Raw genomic sequence first — 17,013 nt, 5'->3', positions numbered from 1 at the left:
TAAATGATAAAAGGAGGAGAACATAATGGCTGAAGAAATGAATGTATTTTCAGTAGGAGATCTTGTTAAAGGTACGGTCACAAAAGTGGAAGATAAGCAAGTTTTTGTAGATGTTGGATTTAAAGTGGATGGAATTGTTCCAATTAGTGAACTGGCTACGTTGCATATTGAAAAAGCTGGCGATGTGATTGCGGTAAATGATGAAGTAGAGCTTCAAGTTACGAAAGTGGAAGATGATGAGTTAATTCTATCAAAAAAAGCAGTTCAAGCAGAAAAAGCTTGGCTAATGCTCGAAGACGTACAGCGAAAAGATGCAGTCATTGAAGCCGTAGTCGCTGAAATTGTAAAAGGTGGACTCGTTGTTGATTTAGGTGTAAGAGGATTTGTGCCTGCTTCACATGTAGAGAGACACTTTGTTGAAGATTTCTCAAGTTATGAAGGGGAAACACTTCAAGTAAAAGTAATTGAATTAGATAAAGGCAATAATAAGCTGATTCTATCTCAACGTGCTGTGCAAGAAGACGAAGTCGAACACAAGAAAAAGCAAACGTTACAGTCGATTGAAGTTGGCTCCACGTTATCTGGAACGGTACAACGCTTAGCGACATTTGGAGCATTTGTAGATATTGGCGGTGTTGATGGCTTGGTTCACATATCACAAATTGCCCATGAAAGAGTCGAAAACCCTCAGGATGTTTTAAGTGAAGGCGATACAGTAACCGTAAAAGTGCTTTCAGTGGATATCGATAACGAGCGAATCTCCCTTTCTATTAAAGAAACATTACCAGGACCTTGGGCAAATGTTGGTTCAACATTAAACGTGAATGAAGTGGTATCTGGAAAAGTAAAGCGACTTGTTAACTTTGGTGCTTTTGTTGAGGTATTACCTGGTGTTGAAGGCCTTGTGCACATTTCACAAATTTCAACGCGTCATATTGGGAACCCTGCTGAAGTTTTAGAAGTAGGCGAAACGGTAAAAGTGAAAATTCTTGAAGTGAACGAAGTCGATAACCGGATTTCGCTTAGTATTCGAGAAGCACAAGAGGACGAAACCCGCAGCCAAACAAAGGCATATGAGAAAGAACACCAGGAAGAGTCTTCAGGTTTTTCTTTAGCAGATATGATTGGCGATCAACTGAAAAAATATCGTTAGTAGATTTGAACGAACGAGAACTCCATGTATATGAACCATACATGGAGTTTTTTTGCTTTTGTTTAGAGTTAACACACGGTCCGGTCGTCTATCTACCTCACCAATTTGCATGATCGTGAAAATAGACGTCTATTTTAGTAGATTTCCGTCCATAATCATGGTAGAGGTGATTAACGATGGAAGGGTTTTATTTTTACTGGCTCGGATGGATTTTCTGGGGCATTGTGACGTTTTTTATGCCAAAGACAGCTCCGCGAGCGATTACGAGTGTCATCTTATTAACTATACTTATTTTTGCCCCGTTAAATTGGACGTTTGGTTCTTATACCGTTAGTTTTGGTCTCTTCTTTTTACTTATTTGTTTCTATGCTGTAGTCGGTCGATTGCCGATAAAAAAATTAGCGTATGCTATATTTGTGTCACTGCTAATTGCAACGGTTCACGTGTGCATTCAAGCGTTTATTCGAATGGATCCGATTATTTTATCAGTCGGTCCGTCTCTTGTACAAGTAGTGCCTTCATTCATCTTAGCTGTGTTGCTTATTCGACGTTCAATTCGCACGGTTGTACTTGGAATCGGGATGATTCATGGAGAGGTTATGAATCAAATTCGTCAAGCAAGTGACTGGCCAGTATCAATCGGGTCATTTGTTTTTTGGGATCTACTTGCTCTCGCATGTGCTTTGAGCATCGGGGTTTCTGCCATGATGTACAGCATTCAATGGGTTGAAAAACGCACAATTCAACGTTACTTCCGTCCTAAACCGATTGTAAATAGGATAGACAAGCATGCATGAGTTTAGTAAACTAATTGAGTTAGACAAAAATTTTTGATGTACGATGTAGGAAGGGTGTGAGATTGTGACAAAACCAGTCGTTGCAATCGTTGGAAGACCAAACGTAGGAAAGTCAACGATCTTTAACCGAATTGTCGGGGAACGAGTTGCCATTGTTGAAGATATGCCAGGTGTGACTCGAGATCGTCTTTATAATAATGCGGAATGGTTAAACCATGAATTTAATATAATTGATACAGGTGGAATTGAACTTGGAGACGAACCGTTGCTTATGCAAATGCGTCATCAAGCAGAGATTGCAATAGAAGAGGCTCATGTCATTATTTTCTTAGTAAGCGCAAAAGAAGGAATTACAGCAGCCGATCAAGAAGTGGTTAATATGCTGTTTCGTTCAAAGAAGCCTGTTGTTCTAGGCGTCAATAAAGTGGACAATCCTGAAATGAGAGATCAATTGTATGAATTTTATGCGTTAGGCATCGGGGAGCCGTTCCCAATTTCAGGGGCACACGGATTAGGGTTAGGCGATCTACTCGATGAAGTTGTGCAACATTTCCCTACGGATTTAGAAGTACCATACGGAGAAGACGCAATAAAAATGGCGTTAATTGGACGACCAAATGTCGGGAAATCTTCACTTGTAAATGCACTTCTTGGTGAAGAACGTGTGATCGTGAGCCAAATTCCAGGCACAACACGAGATGCGATTGATACTACGTTTACGAAAGATGAGCAAGAATATGTGGTCATCGATACGGCCGGCATGCGCAAACGAGGCAAAGTGTACGAAGCGACAGAGAAGTACAGCGTAATGCGTTCGTTAAAAGCGATTGAGCGATCCGATGTGGTCTTGGTCGTAATTAATGGTGAAGAAGGCATTATTGAACAAGATAAAAAAATTGCAGGTTATGGACATGAAGCTGGTCGAGCTGTTGTGATTGTTGTAAACAAATGGGATGCCATTGAAAAAGATCATAAGACGATGCAGAATTTTGTGGAAGACATTCGTCAAGAGTTTCAGTTTCTTTCGTATGCACCTATTGTTTTCTTGTCTGCGAAAACAACGCAACGTCTCCATTTATTGTTACCTGAAGTGAAAAGAGTGTCAGAAAATCATCATCTTCGTGTGCCAACACATGTGTTAAACGATATGATTATGGATGCGGTGGCCATGAATCCGACACCAACGGATAAAGGGAAACGACTCAAGATTAACTATGTGACACAAGTAGCAGTGCAGCCACCAACGTTTGTATTTTTTGTTAATGAACCTGAGTTAATGCACTTCTCATATCGTCGTTTTCTCGAAAATCGATTACGCGCAACATTTGATTTTGAAGGTACGCCGATTCATATTATTTCACGTAAAAAAAATGATTAATGATGTGTAGAGGGGGAAACACATGATTATCACGACGGTTTTAATTGTAGGTTTAAGTTATTTACTTGGTTCGGTTAGCTTTAGCTACTTGATTGCCAAGAAGATCAAGAAAATTGATATTCGTAAAGAAGGAAGCGGAAACGCTGGCGCCACCAACACACTGAGAGTGCTCGGTGTGGGCCCAGCTATTTCGGTCCTTTTACTTGATGTGGGAAAAGGGATCTTACCCGTTATCGTTGCGATGCTCATTACGGATGTTGCGCTTGTTCATGTCTTGGCAGGTTTAGCCGCCATCCTAGGGCATAATTGGCCAATTTATTTTGGTTTTCGAGGCGGGAAAGGTGTTGCTACATCGATTGGCGTATTGGCAACCCTTGTTTTTCTCCCGTCACTTCTTGCTGGCGTGATTGCTATTGCAAGCATTTTTATTACGAGGTATGTGTCACTCGGATCTCTATTATTTGCTATTTTAACACCCGTTGTATTAGGAATTCTTTTACTTATCCCAAGTTTCACCTATCCGATTGAATACAGCTTGTTTACAGTTATTTTAGCACTAATGTCGCTTTGGCGGCACCGTACAAACGTGAGTCGTCTGATGTCAGGGACTGAAAATAAAATTGGAAGAAAGCATGCTTAAGGAGTGATTCAAGTTGAAACAAACGATTGCCGTAGTCGGAGCAGGAAGCTGGGGCACAGCCCTAGCTATTGTTCTTGCTGATAATGGTCATGATGTTCGCTTAGTGGCGAGAAGGCAAGAACAAGTAGAAGAAATGAATGAATATCATACGAATGAAAAGTATTTACGTAATGTTCAGCTACCTAAACAGCTTCGCGCTTATCTCCAAATGAAAGATGCGGTAAAGGGTGTTGATGCGGTTCTACTTGCCGTGCCTTCAAAAGCAATGCGAGAGACGGTTCAAGAATTAGTAGCCGTGTTGGAGAAAGCTGTGCCTGTTATTCACGCAAGTAAAGGAATTGAACCTTCTACATATAAACGGGTATCGGAAGTCATTGAAGAAGAAGCGGGAGACTCAGAAAAAATTGCTTCTATTACCGTAATATCTGGTCCAAGCCATGCGGAAGAAGTGGCGTTACGACAGCCAACAACCGTAACCGTTGCTTCACACATAGAAGATGCTGCTGCATATGCGCAGGGTTTATTTATGAACCCACAATTTAGAGTGTATACCAATCCAGATTTAATCGGGGTTGAAATTGGTGGCGCTTTAAAAAACATTATTGCGTTAATTTGTGGCGTAACAAACGGCTTAGGTTATGGGGACAATACGAAAGCGGCAATTATGACAAGAGGCTTAACGGAAATCGCTCGATTAGGTGTTCATATGGGGGCACAACCATTGACTTTTTCAGGGTTAACAGGTCTCGGTGATTTAATTGTGACGTGTACGAGCGTCCATTCGCGAAATTGGCGCGCAGGACATATGTTAGGAAAAGGAATGTCGATGGATCAAGTCCTTGAAGAAATGGGCATGGTTGTAGAAGGAATACGTACAACGCAAGCAGCTTACGAACTCGCAAGTAAAGAAGACATTAATATGCCTTTAACAGCGGCGCTTTATTCTGTTTTGTTTAAAGGCGTTGATCCTGTGAAAGCGGCAGAAGATTTAATGGGGCGAGTGAAGCGAAATGAAGTAGAAGAACTGTATCATTTGAATTAAACTCCACGTTTGCACAATTTTTCTGCCTCCTGCATACGATAAAAGGAACGTAAGCATGAGGAGGGATTGGATGTTTAAGAAAAATGATTCGTTTTTCGATCAAGTCCAAAAAAATACGAAAGTTCGACCTGATGAGTTACTTAAGCTCGCGAATTCTGTTAGTCAATCGAATTTAAAAGATGAGGCAACCTTACGCGACTTAATTAGCCGTGTAGCTGCAATGGCGAACAAACCTGTTTCAAAAGAGAAAGAAGACCAAATTGTCGCTGCTATTTTGAATAATAATATGCCATCAGATTTGTCGTCTTTAACAAAAATGTTTAACAACAAAAATTAAAAAATAGTCAAACATCCAAACAAAATTTCGAAGCCTGCATATACTGCAATAGAACACCTACTATTATCAGGGCAAGAAAAAAAGGATTTAGTCAAGCTAGAGAGGAGAGCCCCACTCCTGTCTAGCTTTTTAATCTGTTGTGGCGGTTTTGATTGTGCTATAATTAATAGGATGGGAAAGATAAGTGAGGTGTAGCAATGTCCTTAGCAATGTTAAATATGTACATATCGTTTGCTGGAATTATTCTTATGTTTGTTTCCGCTGGAACAGCTTTTTTAGCAAGAACGCGATTAAGTGGAATTTTGTCTAAAATTGTTTTATCGTTTTCATTTATCTGTATGGTCGTGGCTGGTCTGATTGTCGCTTATATCGTTTTAGGTGGGCCGACGTCAAACTTTATGAGATAAAGGGGTAATAGCATGAAGGTGTTTTCGTTTCTTAGCGTAGCTTGTATCGTCTTTTTTTTAAGCGGTTGCATGCTGCCTGATCAAGAACGTGCAGAAAATCAAGTTCCTTACGCGGATCAAATGGCTAGTGTTCAAACGGCAGTTCAGCAATTTCAAGAAGATACAGGCGTACTGCCAATTAATACGTTTGACGAGGATACGAATTTGTATCAGCGCTACGTCATCGACTTTCGGCAGCTGATTCCAACATATATGCAAGAAGCACCAGGTTCTTCGTTTGAGAATGGTGGTGTCTATCAGTATGTATTGGTTAATGTCGAAGAAGAGCCAGAAGTGAAAGTGATCGATGTCCGTGTCATGAATGAAATTAATACATTAACGCAACGAATCAATGATTATCGACGAGAACATACGTATGCACCGATTAAAGAAGCGCTCGATCACAACTTGTTTGCGCTCGATTTTAGTGCTTTAGGATACGATGAGGATCCATATATTGATAGTCCTTACAATGAAACAAGGCTGCCTCTACTCTACACAAATAGTGGAGACATTATTATTGATTACCGCGTTGATCTGATGGAGCTAGAATCGGATTTGGACACGCCATATGAGACAGATACAGACTTGCGATCCTACTTGTACGAGGATGCGCCATTCGTTCCGGTTTTCTCTGTTCCCTATACGTATGACAATGATGATGGGATACAATACGATACAAAATTCTATGAAAATGAATAAAGTAGGTCTAGTTTGCCCCTTCCAGTCGTAAGATAGAATTGGAAGGGGCATTATCTTTATCGTCTCCCCTTTCAAGAGTCGATGCAGAAAAATAATCACCGCAGTCAGTCATATTAATAGGACAATGTCATAGAATTGGTAGTGGTTAGAGGTATAAGACTCGGCTGCATCATATTTTACTTGACCGGGAGGGGAATGATCTTGTTGGAAAAAGTAGATATCTTTAAAGATATCGCGGAGCGAACAGGTGGCGACATTTATCTCGGTGTCGTTGGAGCGGTTCGCACGGGAAAATCGACCTTTATTAAAAAATTCATGGAACTTGTGGTGCTTCCAAACATTGAAAACGAAGCAGATAAGAATCGAGCTCAAGATGAGCTTCCACAGTCTGCGGCAGGTAAGCAAATCATGACGACGGAGCCGAAATTTGTGCCGAATCAAGCAGTGTCCATACATGTTGACGAAGGCTTGGATGTGAACATCCGTTTAGTGGACTGCGTTGGTTATGCTGTACCTGGTGCGAAAGGGTATGAAGATGAGAATGGACCGAGGATGATTCACACGCCTTGGTATGAAGAGCCGATCCCATTTCAAGAAGCAGCTGAAATCGGGACAAGGAAAGTGATTCAAGAGCACTCAACGCTTGGAGTTGTGGTCACAACAGATGGCACGATTGGCGATATTCCAAGAAGTGACTACGTTGAATCAGAAGCGAGAGTCGTTGAAGAGCTAAAAGAAGTTGGCAAACCGTTTATTATGATTGTTAACAGCGTAAGGCCACACCATCCAGACACGGAACATCTGCGGTCTTCGCTTTCAGAAGAATATGATATACCGGTTCTTTCTATGAGCATTGAAGGAATGAACGAGCATGACATTAACAGTGTGCTAAGAGAAGTCTTGTTTGAGTTCCCTGTTCATGAAGTGAACGTTAATCTCCCTAGCTGGGTGATGGTTCTGAAAAACGATCACTGGCTTCGTGAAAGCTATGAAGAGTCAGTTCGTGAGACGGTGAAAGATATTAAACGGCTTAGGGACGTGGATCGGGTTGTCAGCCAATTCACAGAGCTCGAATTTATTGATCAAGCAAAACTTGCTGGAATTGAAATGGGCCAAGGGATTGCAGAAATCGATCTGTACGCTCCAGACGAACTGTATGATCAAGTATTAAAAGAAGTTGTAGGTGTTGAAATTCGAGGCAAAGATCATCTTTTATCCCTTATGCAAGACTTCGCTCATGCGAAAACAGAGTATGATCAAGTAGCAGATGCCTTGCGAATGGTCAAACAAACAGGCTACGGAATTGCAGCACCTTCTTTAACTGACATGAGTTTGGATGAGCCTGAAATTATTCGCCAAGGCTCCCGCTTTGGTGTTCGATTAAGAGCGGTAGCGCCATCCATTCATATGGTAAAAGTAGATGTAGAGTCTGAGTTTGCCCCGATTATTGGAACAGAGAAACAAAGTGAAGAATTGGTTCGTTATTTAATGCAAGACTTTGAAGAGAACCCGCTTTCTATTTGGAACTCTGACATTTTTGGACGATCGTTAAATTCAATTGTTCGAGAAGGGATTTCAGCAAAGTTATCGCTTATGCCTGAAAACGCGCGCTACAAACTGCAAGAAACTCTTGAGCGAATCATTAATGAAGGATCAGGCGGTTTAATTGCCATTATTTTGTAAATGAAAGAACTCTCTCCACTGGAGTGAGTTCTTTTTGCTTTTCCTCTATAGTTTTGCTAATCTTTACTAGAGATAAATAGTGGGAAGCATGACGATGGAGGGACAATCATGGTTGATCAAGATAAAATACAAACAGCAGTAAAAATGATTTTAGAAGCAGTTGGAGAAGATCCAGAGCGAGAAGGGCTCCTCGACACACCAAGAAGAGTAGCAAAAATGTATGAAGAGATGTTTAGTGGATTACATGAGGATCCAAAAACTCATTTACAAACAGTCTTTACTGAGGATCATGAAGAGCTGGTACTTGTAAAAGATATGACTTTCTACTCGATGTGCGAACATCACTTGGTTCCTTTTTTTGGGAAAGCACATATTGCATACATTCCAAATAACGGAAAAGTCACTGGTTTGAGTAAGTTAGCGCGGACATTGGACGGGATTGCAAGACAGCCTCAAGTACAAGAACGAATGACAAAGACAATTGCTGATGCGCTGGAAGAAACGTTAGGGGCAAAAGGGGTCATGGTCGTTGTATCAGCTGAGCATATGTGCATGTCTATGAGAGGAATTAAAAAACCGGGCTCTAAAACGGTTACATCGGCAGTTCGAGGAACATTTAAAGAAGATGCCGTCGCAAGGCAAGAAGTGTTATCTCTCATTTAAAGAAGGAGGATAAGTATGAGCAAAAGTGATGATTTTTTTGTAATTAAAGCAAAGGACAACGGGGTACAAGTGATTGGCTTAACTCGTGGATCAGATACACGCTTTCACCATTCTGAAAAACTCGACAAAGGTGAAGTTATGATTGGTCAGTTTACGGAGCATACATCAGCAGTGAAAATTAGAGGGAAAGCTGTTATACAAACGAGCCATGGAACTATGGATACAGACGAAGACTAATTTAACGAGTAATAGTGTTTATGATTGAAGCGCTGTGCTATACTTGGGAAAGAGATTCTGTATAGTAGGCGAAAGAAGGGAAAGTTTGTATGAGAGAAAAAGGGGCGGTAGTTATTTCAAATGCTACTGAACTGAAACAGCATTTTGACCAACTTGTTCGACATGACTATTTACAACAGTATATTGATGATACGAGGCCAGATCAGGACGAGCTTTGGCTAGCGCACCAATTGATTCGTGACGTAGAGCAGCAAGAACGAACCCTAGCTATTTCATTGGCGTGGGGCTTTGTTCATGCTGGCGTGATGATTCATGACCTCGTGTCTTTACATAATAATGAAAACGACACGTTAAAAAAGAGAAGACAGCTAAATGTGCTTGCTGGAGATTTTTATAGTGCACGTTATTATCAATCCCTTGCCCGGGTCAATGCAGTGGATATGGTAGAGCTGTTTGGCAGTACACTTCAGGATATTTATGAATTAAAAATGACTCATTATATGGACAAGTCGTTAACGGAAGATGAATTACTACACCGAAAAACAGCGATTGATGCATTACTCTTATTAAGAATTTTAGGGAAGGAAGAAGAGGAATCATTTGTAGAACGACTTCATCTATACTTTCTTAGCAAAAAAATAACGAGGCTATTAAAAAGTGAAGCATCAGTTGATGACACGACACGCTTGCGACAAAAACAACAAACTTGTGAAGAGAAGCTAAAGCAGTCGATTAATTTTAAACGCAACGATACACTGGACCAATTTTTGACTGATTTTTTTCGTTTGACTGAGGAGGGTCGTTAAATGAACCACCCTAAAGAAGAACGGGTTCATCGTGTTTTTCAATCGATTCACAAGAGATATGACATGATGAATTCTGTTATTAGCCTTCAAAGGCATAAAGCGTGGCGCAAAGATACGATGACACGAATGGCAGTTAAAGAAAATAGTTCGGCTCTGGACGTTTGCTGCGGAACCGCGGATTGGTCCATTTCACTAAGTGAGGCTGTTGGAGATGGCGGCAAAGTCGTGGGACTCGATTTTAGTGAAAATATGTTACTAGTAGGAAAAGAAAAAGTCGAGCAGCAAAACATAAAAAATGTTGAACTTATTCAAGGAAATGCAATGGAACTTCCATTTGAAAACGATACATTTGATTATGTAACAATTGGATTTGGCTTACGGAATGTACCAGATTACATGCAAGTATTAAAAGAAATGGTTAGAGTAACAAAGCCAGGAGGAAAAGTTGTCTGTTTAGAGACTTCGCAACCGACTATTCCAGGGTTTAAGCAGCTTTATTTCTTCTATTTCAAACATGTCATGCCTCTTGCTGGCAAGGTTTTAGTCAAGAAGTATGATGAGTACGCATGGTTACATGAATCAACACTCCAATTTCCAGACCGAGAGAAGCTGGCAAAGATGTTTCAAGAAGCTGGCATGACAGGAATTGAAGTGAAGAGCTATACAGGTGGTGTCGCATCCATGCATTTAGGAGAGAAACCGAAGTCTAGCTAGTAAGAGGGGAAGACAAAATCATGGGAACTGCAGTAGGATCAAAAACAAAAACATTTATGCGAATGATAAAAATTGAACATACGATTTTTGCGCTTCCGTTTGCTTTTTTTGCGATGTTGTTAGGTAGTCTCGTTGTGAATGGACAGTTTCCAACGCTATGGCAATGGTTTTGGGTAACGATTGCGATGATTGGAGCAAGAAGTGCGGCTATGTCCTTAAACCGCGTAATTGATGCGAAAATTGATAAGCATAACCCGCGGACTGCGACACGAGAGATTCCAGCTGGATTATTATCGAAAGCAGATGTATGGATTTTTATCGTTGCATCGTTTGCGCTTCTCTTTCTAGCGGCATTTAATCTTAATTTACTATCAGTCTATTTATTACCGATTGCCGTATTTTTTCTCGTATTCTATTCTTATACAAAGCGTTTTACTTGGCTATGCCATGTCGTATTAGGAATTACAATCGGCATTGCGCCTCTCGGCGGCTGGGTAGCAGTGACCGGAGAGCTTTCACTAACGCCATTTTTACTATTCGGTGCTGTTCTTTTCTGGTTAGCTGGATTTGATACCGTGTATGCGACACAAGATGCAGACTATGATGCAGCAAACGGGTTGTATTCCATACCGAGTCGATTTGGCGTTGCGAAAGCGCTTGTGATTGCAAGAGGATTTCATGTTGTAAGCTTTCTTTTTTTTGTTTTATTGTTTTTCAATTCGCCTCTTAGCTGGTTTTATTTAATAGGTGTTCTTGTTGCTGGTATCATTATGATTTATCAGCATTCCATTGTAACAAAGGATGATTTGTCGCGCGTTCAACTGGCATTTTTTCCTATGAACGGAACGTTATCTGTTCTCCTTTTTGCATTTGCATTTGTTGATATGATGCTTTTACGCTTTGGCTGATTCGTTCATCGTGATTAGCACGAAAGGGTTTCGGTTAAAATAAAGACAAGTTATGGATAAAAGAAGTGAAGACAGAATAACGTGTTTTGAGTGTGAGGAGCAATGATTTTCGCTAGAAAAGAAAGGCTTTATTGAACATCCCGTACTCATATTCACCAGATTGGTGAACGTAAGATAAGATTTAAAATTAGCAGGCTTATTAGCTGCGTAAGGGTGGCGTTCATGAAGTTAGCAGATATATATAAAGAATTTCAATCAGATATTGAATACATTGAATCCATATTAGAGCGTACGCTGTCGGCTGAGCACCCTGTTTTAACTGAAGCTTCCACGGACTTATTAAAAGCTGGTGGAAAACGTATCAGGCCGGTGCTAGTCCTTTTGGCAGGTAAGTTTGGTACGTATGATTTAGAACAGTTAAAACATATTGCAGTATCGCTTGAACTGATTCATATGGGCTCTCTTGTACATGATGATGTGATCGATAATGCATCTCTTCGCAGAGGGAACGAAACGGTTATGGCAAGATGGGATAATCGAGTCGCTATGTATACAGGTGATTACATTTTTGGACATGCGATTGAAACAACGAAAGCGTTTCAAGAAAAACAAGTCCATGTCATTATTTCAGATGCGATGCATCAAATGTGCCTTGGTGAAGTGGAACAGATTCGCGATCAGTATAATTGGGACCAAACGATTCGAACGTATTTTAGACGAATTAAACGAAAGACTGCGTTGCTTATTGCTGTTAGTTCTCAACTTGGTGCAATTGCGGCGAACGTAGAAAAAGAGCTACAGCAGCAAATGTATTATTTTGCCTATTTCCTTGGCATGTCCTATCAAATTATGGATGATATCTTAGATTTTGTTGGCACGAAAGAGCAGCTTGGAAAACCTGCAGGCGGGGATTTACGTCAAGGGAACGTAACCCTCCCAGCACTTTATGCGATGGAAACAAATGAAACGTTTAAAGAAGCGCTTCGATCGGCATTAACAAAAGAAACAGCAAAGACAATTGATATGGAACCGTTCCTTCAAGATGTGAGAGAATCTGGTGGGATCGAATATGCGCAAGATTTAAGCGACCGCTACTTAAATAAAGCGTATGCACTGTTAAATGAGTTTCCAGATTGTGATGCGAAAAATCAATTAAAACAAGTTGCGGCTTATATAGGACGCAGAAAATATTAGGAACAAATAACGCGCTAAAGGAAGACAAACCTTTAGTGCTTTTTTCTAGGTAAATGAACGTGAATCGCATCATATTCGAGTTGTAAAATCGATTCTACGATTCATTTTTTGGAAAAGCTTTAAAATCATTGAAAAAACGAATATTTTCGCTATTTTTATTGTTAGCGCTTACTTGTTTTGCTATACTAGGAGAGTGAAAAGAATATCAAATACAGATAAAGTGGGGTAGGAATGTTGGAACGTACATATATCATGATTAAACCAGATGGAGTTCAGCGTAATTTAATTGGGGCGATTGTTTCTCGTTTTGAGCAAAAAGGATTTAAACTAGTCGCTGGAAAGCTCGTCACATTAAGCAAAGAAACAGCAGAAACACACTATGGTGAACATCGAGAAAAGCCGTTCTTTAACGAACTTGTAAGCTTTATTACGTCTGGCCCCGTTTTCGCGATGGTATGGGAAGGGGATCAAGTTGTAAAAATCTCTCGTCAACTAATTGGCGCAACAAACCCATCGGAAGCAGCTCCAGGTTCGATCCGCGGTGATTATGCTGTACAAGTTGGGATGAATATTATCCACGGTTCTGATTCAACAGAGAGTTCAGAGCGTGAAATGTCAATTTTCTTCTCTGAAGACGAATTATCGACGTATGAAAAAAATTCAGACGTTTGGGTGTAAATAATTGTTTTTGTCAGCCCTCATGGTGAAAGCCATGAGGGTTTTTTGTCGGTTTTCTTAACGAATAACTACGTAACAATTCCGATTAAACAGAGTTTCGTGTTACACTGTTAAATAAAATGAAAGTGAAGGTACAGTCATGCATGCTAACGATGACTATTTGGCGTTTTCAACGATTTTTGAAGAACTAACAGGGATTCAGCTCAACGCCTATAAGCGTTCACAAATGGAAAGGCGCTTGCGATCATTAAGCGTCAAGCATAAAATGCCAGATATGATTGCGTTCGGACAAGCGTTAAAAGAGCGACCGAATTTATTGCGTGAATGCAAGGAAAAGATGACGATAAATGTAACTTCTTTTTTTCGTAATGCAGATCGATGGGAGATGTTTGTTCAATTGTTACAGTCTCATTATGATCAGCACAATCAACCTTTGCGCGTTTGGAGTTCAGCTTGCTCTTCTGGAGAAGAAGCTTATACTGTGGCGATGCTTTGCAAAACAAACAATCTCCGACTCGAGAATCAACGCATGTTTGCATCGGACCTAGACGAGTCAATCGTCACGAAAGCAAAAAGAGGGGTTTACTCATTTCAAACGTCACCTGCGTTCGATCAGCAACTTCAATCTCAGTATGTGTGCAAAAAAAGCGATGGATTTCACGTGACAGATGATCTTAAAAAGATGGTGTCTTTTTCGATCATTGACCTCATTCATGACGAATACCCTCAACAAATGGACGTCATCATCTGTCGAAATGTTTGCATTTATTTCACGGAGGAAACGAAGCACGTTATTTTTAAGAAACTAAGTAGTGCGTTACGACAGGGAGGGCTGTTGTTTGTTGGGAGCACAGAACAGATTTTTCACCCTCATACATATGGCCTAACAGCGGTTGCTCCTTTTTTTTATAAAAAATCAGTTTGAAAAATAGATTCATAGTTGGTATAATTCTAGATAATTTAGCGCGTAAAAGTGATAAAGTGAATGGTTGAAGGAGTGGAAAGAATGAGGTTTTTGACAGCGGGAGAATCACATGGGCCGCAGCTAACAACAATTATAGAAGGGGTTCCTGCACAATTACGGCTTGTGGAAGACGATATTAATCAGGAACTTGTGCGAAGACAAGGTGGCTATGGTCGAGGTCGCCGCATGCAAATTGAAAAAGACCAAGTGAAAATTTTGAGTGGGGTCAGACACGGGTATACAACTGGAGCGCCAATTACATTTGTCGTTGAAAACAACGATTGGAAAAACTGGACTAAAATCATGGGCTCAGCCCCAATTTCAAAGGAAGAAGAGGAGAAAATGCGCCGTCGTTTAACTCGTCCCCGTCCTGGTCATGCCGACTTAAATGGCGCAATTAAGTATGGCCATCGTGATATGAGGGATGTTCTTGAGCGCTCATCGGCGCGAGAAACAACCGTTCGGGTAGCGTGTGGTGCGCTTGCAAAAGTAATACTTCGAGCAATTAACGTTGACGTTGCAGGGCACGTTCGAATTATCGGTGGGATCGAAGCAAATGTTGAAGAACATCTTTCGGTTAAAGATATTCAAGAACGTTCAGAAGCATCGCCTGTCCGCTGTTTAGATGAACAGGCTGGCGCTCGAATGATGGAAGCCATTGATCAAGCAAAACAAGATGGTGACAGCATTGGTGGGGTCGTTGAAGTTGTGGTTGAAGGGCTTCCGATCGGGTTAGGAAGTCATGTTCACTATGACCGTAAGCTCGATGGCAAAATCGCAGGTGCCGTGATGAGCATTAATGCATTTAAAGGCGTGGAAATTGGCTTAGGGTTTGAAGCGGCGAACCGTCCAGGTAGTCAAGTCCATGATGAAATTATTTGGAATCAAGAGGAAGGGTACCGACGTCGTACCAATAACTTAGGTGGCTTTGAAGGCGGTATGACCAATGGTATGCCTGTCATTGTAAAAGGTGTCATGAAGCCAATACCAACCCTTTATAAACCATTAAAAAGCGTAGATATTGAAAGCAAAGAAGCATTTGATGCAGGGGTTGAACGATCCGACAGTTGTGCAGTTCCAGCAGCGTCGGTTGTATGTGAGAATGTTGTAGCGTGGGAAGTAGCTTGCAGTGTGCTAGATACATTTCCAGCTGATCAAATAGAGGATCTGCAACAAGCCATCTCCCGTCAAATGGAGAAAGCAAAGGATTTTTAATATGAATATCTCTGTCCAAACGAGTGAAAAAACCTATGAAGTAATGATACAGTCTGGTCTAATGAACCAGGCTGGCCATTACATAGAAAAAATTGCTCCAGCTTCACGTTATCTTGTGGTTGTTGACCAACAAGTCGTTTCATACTATTTAGAGGCATTCTTACAAACATTTCATACAGCGAATGTGCACGTTTCAGTCGTGCCAAGTGGAGAACAATCTAAGTCTTTTCAACAGTATGAACAACTACTAAATGATTGCTACGCGTTTGGGTTAGATCGATCCTCTGTCATCATTGCTTTTGGGGGTGGCGTTACGGGAGATCTTGCCGGGTTTGTTGCTGGTACTTATATGAGGGGCATTCGCTTTGTCCAAGTGCCAACGACTTTGCTTGCCCACGATTCAAGCGTTGGAGGGAAAGTGGCGATTAATTTAGCAAAAGGAAAAAATATGGTTGGATTGTTCCATCAACCGGAGTTGGTTCTATATGATCCACATCTTTTACAAACCTTGCCAGATCAAGAGTGGCGTTCTGGTTTTGCTGAAATTGTAAAAATGGGGTTTATAGCGGATAAAGACTTTTTGCTATGGCTTAAAACAGAAGTTTCACAGTTACCGATTCAAGACGAGAAAAATCTTGAGTATATGATCGGAAAAGCAGTCGCTTTAAAAGCGGACATTGTTCAACAAGACGAGAAAGAAATGGGGATTCGTGGCATCTTGAATTTTGGTCATACCCTAGGCCACGCAATCGAAGGTGAAATGGGCTATGGAGCCCTTACACACGGAGAAGCTGTTGCAATTGGAATGGCTTTTGCGCTAAAAGTGAGTGAACAAAAAAAAGATCGTGATTTTTCATCATCCGTCTATCTCGATTGGTTGGTGTCACTCGGCTATCGCCTCGCGATACCAGAAGTGTTAAAGGGAGATGATTTACTCTCTCAAATGATGAAGGATAAAAAAGCACGTCATGGAACGTTAAACTATGTACTGCTAGAAACAGTGGGGAACGCTTCGATAGAGGCAATTGACGCGACCGAGCTTAAAACGTTTTTCGATCAAAACTAAAGGGGGGCGATTTGTTGTGATTAGAGGGATTCGAGGAGCTACAACAGTAAAAAACAATGATGCAAAAGAAATTGAAGTCGAAACAGAACGTCTTTTAAGAAAGATGATCGCTGAGAACGACATCGGTGCACCCGATATTGCGCAAGTGCTTATCACGGTGACGGAAGATATCAATGATTGCTTTCCGGCAAAAGCATTACGAAATTTAGAAGGATATGATTATGTTCCCGTCATGTGTGCACGAGAAATCCCAGTAAAGGGTAGCTTGCCTCTTTGTATTCGCATCATGATGACCGCTCAAACAGAAAAAGAGCAAGAAAACATTCAACATACTTTTTTAAATGGTGCGACAGTATTGCGTCCAGATTTAGTCAATAACGGGTAATGAAA

General features: G+C 40.9%; 20 protein-coding genes. All 20 read left to right on the top strand.

The features are described from left to right. The first annotated feature begins 25 nt into the window (after positions 1 to 25). The 20 genes from rpsA (at position 26) to aroH (ending at position 17,008) form a co-directional block, all read left to right on the top strand. Positions 26 to 1,153: a 30S ribosomal protein S1 gene (rpsA, locus tag ABC361_RS10625; protein WP_413073958.1), complete on the top strand. Its 1,128-nt coding sequence runs from the start codon at positions 26 to 28 to the stop codon at positions 1,151 to 1,153. Between the two features lie 176 nt (positions 1,154 to 1,329). Next, positions 1,330 to 1,950 (top strand): YphA family membrane protein, encoded by a 621-nt coding sequence (locus ABC361_RS10620; protein ID WP_413073957.1) that lies wholly within the window; start codon positions 1,330 to 1,332, stop codon positions 1,948 to 1,950. Positions 1,951 to 2,014: 64 nt separating this feature from the next. Beyond that, a complete protein-coding gene (gene der / locus ABC361_RS10615) occupies positions 2,015 to 3,328 on the top strand; it encodes a ribosome biogenesis GTPase Der (protein ID WP_413073956.1) in 1,314 nt (437 codons plus the stop codon). 22 nt (positions 3,329 to 3,350) lie between these two features. After that, a complete protein-coding gene (gene plsY / locus ABC361_RS10610; RefSeq protein WP_413073955.1) occupies positions 3,351 to 3,968 on the top strand; it encodes a glycerol-3-phosphate 1-O-acyltransferase PlsY in 618 nt (205 codons plus the stop codon). A 13-nt stretch (positions 3,969 to 3,981) separates the two neighbouring features. Then, entirely contained in the window at positions 3,982 to 5,010 is a 1,029-nt protein-coding gene (locus tag ABC361_RS10605) for an NAD(P)H-dependent glycerol-3-phosphate dehydrogenase (protein WP_413073954.1), read from the top strand. A 70-nt stretch (positions 5,011 to 5,080) separates the two neighbouring features. Continuing rightward, on the top strand, positions 5,081 to 5,347 hold the full coding sequence (locus tag ABC361_RS10600) for a stage VI sporulation protein F (RefSeq protein ID WP_099300871.1): 267 nt from the start codon (positions 5,081 to 5,083) through the stop codon (positions 5,345 to 5,347). A gap of 197 nt (positions 5,348 to 5,544) precedes the next feature. After that, positions 5,545 to 5,754 (top strand): DUF2768 domain-containing protein, encoded by a 210-nt coding sequence (locus ABC361_RS10595; protein WP_099300870.1) that lies wholly within the window; start codon positions 5,545 to 5,547, stop codon positions 5,752 to 5,754. Positions 5,755 to 5,766: 12 nt separating this feature from the next. Further along, positions 5,767 to 6,495, top strand: coding sequence for a hypothetical protein (locus ABC361_RS10590; protein WP_413073953.1), 729 nt, complete (start codon positions 5,767 to 5,769; stop codon positions 6,493 to 6,495). A gap of 204 nt (positions 6,496 to 6,699) precedes the next feature. Further along, the gene (gene spoIVA / locus ABC361_RS10585; RefSeq protein WP_413075755.1) at positions 6,700 to 8,178 is read left to right on the top strand and encodes a stage IV sporulation protein A; all 1,479 of its coding nucleotides are present in this window, start codon (positions 6,700 to 6,702) and stop codon (positions 8,176 to 8,178) included. 108 nt (positions 8,179 to 8,286) lie between these two features. Beyond that, the gene (folE, locus tag ABC361_RS10580) at positions 8,287 to 8,841 is read left to right on the top strand and encodes a GTP cyclohydrolase I FolE (RefSeq protein ID WP_413073952.1); all 555 of its coding nucleotides are present in this window, start codon (positions 8,287 to 8,289) and stop codon (positions 8,839 to 8,841) included. Between the two features lie 15 nt (positions 8,842 to 8,856). Beyond that, positions 8,857 to 9,078, top strand: coding sequence for a trp RNA-binding attenuation protein MtrB (mtrB, locus tag ABC361_RS10575; protein ID WP_413073951.1), 222 nt, complete (start codon positions 8,857 to 8,859; stop codon positions 9,076 to 9,078). 89 nt (positions 9,079 to 9,167) lie between these two features. Beyond that, positions 9,168 to 9,884: a heptaprenyl diphosphate synthase component 1 gene (locus ABC361_RS10570; protein ID WP_413073950.1), complete on the top strand. Its 717-nt coding sequence runs from the start codon at positions 9,168 to 9,170 to the stop codon at positions 9,882 to 9,884. After that, positions 9,885 to 10,598 carry a demethylmenaquinone methyltransferase gene (locus tag ABC361_RS10565; RefSeq protein ID WP_413073949.1) on the top strand — a complete coding sequence of 238 codons (714 nt, stop codon included), beginning with the start codon at positions 9,885 to 9,887 and terminating at the stop codon, positions 10,596 to 10,598. Positions 10,599 to 10,618: 20 nt separating this feature from the next. Further along, positions 10,619 to 11,506 carry a UbiA-like polyprenyltransferase gene (locus ABC361_RS10560; protein ID WP_413073948.1) on the top strand — a complete coding sequence of 296 codons (888 nt, stop codon included), beginning with the start codon at positions 10,619 to 10,621 and terminating at the stop codon, positions 11,504 to 11,506. A 222-nt stretch (positions 11,507 to 11,728) separates the two neighbouring features. Continuing rightward, a complete protein-coding gene (gene hepT, locus ABC361_RS10555; protein WP_413073947.1) occupies positions 11,729 to 12,700 on the top strand; it encodes a heptaprenyl diphosphate synthase component II in 972 nt (323 codons plus the stop codon). Between the two features lie 234 nt (positions 12,701 to 12,934). Continuing rightward, positions 12,935 to 13,378: a nucleoside-diphosphate kinase gene (ndk, locus tag ABC361_RS10550; RefSeq protein WP_413075754.1), complete on the top strand. Its 444-nt coding sequence runs from the start codon at positions 12,935 to 12,937 to the stop codon at positions 13,376 to 13,378. Between the two features lie 139 nt (positions 13,379 to 13,517). After that, positions 13,518 to 14,303, top strand: a complete 786-nt coding sequence (locus ABC361_RS10545) for a CheR family methyltransferase (protein ID WP_413073946.1) — start codon at positions 13,518 to 13,520, stop codon at positions 14,301 to 14,303. A gap of 81 nt (positions 14,304 to 14,384) precedes the next feature. Beyond that, positions 14,385 to 15,557, top strand: coding sequence for a chorismate synthase (aroC, locus tag ABC361_RS10540; RefSeq protein WP_413073945.1), 1,173 nt, complete (start codon positions 14,385 to 14,387; stop codon positions 15,555 to 15,557). A gap of 1 nt (position 15,558) precedes the next feature. Further along, positions 15,559 to 16,623: a 3-dehydroquinate synthase gene (gene aroB, locus ABC361_RS10535; RefSeq protein ID WP_413073944.1), complete on the top strand. Its 1,065-nt coding sequence runs from the start codon at positions 15,559 to 15,561 to the stop codon at positions 16,621 to 16,623. Between the two features lie 16 nt (positions 16,624 to 16,639). Next, on the top strand, positions 16,640 to 17,008 hold the full coding sequence (aroH, locus tag ABC361_RS10530) for a chorismate mutase (RefSeq protein ID WP_413073943.1): 369 nt from the start codon (positions 16,640 to 16,642) through the stop codon (positions 17,006 to 17,008). Positions 17,009 to 17,013: the final 5 nt, after the last annotated feature.

The sequence above is a fragment of the Shouchella phoenicis genome (assembly GCF_047238345.1).
GTDB lineage: Bacteria > Bacillota > Bacilli > Bacillales > Bacillaceae_D > Shouchella.
Note: the sequence above shows the minus strand (reverse complement) of the source record. Positions and strands in the feature narration are given on the sequence as shown.